This window comes from Streptococcus suis (genome assembly GCF_002964045.1).
Lineage (GTDB): Bacteria > Bacillota > Bacilli > Lactobacillales > Streptococcaceae > Streptococcus > Streptococcus suis_U.
The window spans coordinates 1-1,062 of the sequence record NZ_POPB01000214.1 but is presented as its reverse complement, the minus strand read 5'-3'; the positions used below and the strand labels follow the sequence as shown (position 1 = coordinate 1,062).

Here is a 1,062-nt window from a genome sequence, read left to right as displayed (position 1 = left end):
AGCCTAGTTCTCACTAGACTTCTTTCGTTTATTCTTTGCAATAAATCGCAATAGCTTGACTGACAAAGGCTGCTGTGCCTGGTCCACCTGCTCGGTCAATGTTGGCTGAAAATCGCTCGTCCTCAACATACATAAGACCTAGATTTTGCAAGATTTCCTTGGTGCAGGTGTAGAAATTTTCCGTGATATAGGCCTGCAAGTTGGCTACCTGAGCCTGCACATCTGGATGACTGACTTCTAAGCTCTGCATTTTTCCAAAAACCTCAAAAATAGCCTGCATCTCTTGGGCAAACACCCGGTCCTTACTGGCATCGTATTTCTCTTCAAATTCCGCAAAGGCTGAGGTATTCCCCCAACGCTCCTTGGCCTCCGCCTTGTAGGCTTCTAGTTGACTGCTGTCAAATGCGTGAAAATCCATGACTTCTCCTCCTTTTTCTGTGAGCAATCTGGCGTGATTGATGATGCGGTCCAGCCGTTCCCTTTTGAGCTCTAAAAGGCTGATATGGTCCCGCAAGACCTGTTGACGATTGACTTCCGTCACGTCCAGAAGCTGCTGAATTTCTTTGAGAGGAAAATCCAACTCACGAAATAAGAGAACTTCTTGCAGACGAGCCAAATTCTCCTGATTATAGTAGCGATAACCATTTTCAGCCACAAATGCTGGTTTGAGCAAACCAATCTGGTCATAGTGGTGCAAGGTCCTCACCGTCAATCCTGTCAACTGACTGACCTGCTTAACCGTCCAATTTTCGTTCATAGAAATCTCCTCTCTATGCCCAGTATAAGGGATAACGTAAGGTGAGAGTCAAGAATTTTATCAAAAAACTTTTACATCTTACTCCACCCTCACCGGCACGCGCCCGTAGGTCTGCTCTGCTATTGCGTTAGCGCCCAGTTGATAGACTGCATCGGCTTGCTGGGTCAGGCTGTCCCAGGGCTCTTTTCCGATCCGCGTCACCAAGCCTACCCGCTCCTTGACGGTCTTGAGATAGGCCTGGCCTCGAGCCGAAAAGCCTAGGACATGGACCGCTTCTGGCAAGGGAGTTTCCACCGCATTGACCA

The 1,062-nt window shown here is 48.2% G+C and carries 1 protein-coding gene and 1 pseudogene; both read right to left on the bottom strand.

The features are described from left to right. Positions 1-28: 28 nt before the first annotated feature. Positions 29-757, bottom strand: coding sequence for a MerR family transcriptional regulator (locus C1E99_RS01975; protein WP_105107482.1), 729 nt, complete (start codon positions 755-757; stop codon positions 29-31). A gap of 78 nt (positions 758-835) precedes the next feature. Continuing rightward, positions 836-1,062 (bottom strand): annotated as a pseudogene (locus tag C1E99_RS01970) (hypothetical protein); the annotation flags it as partial.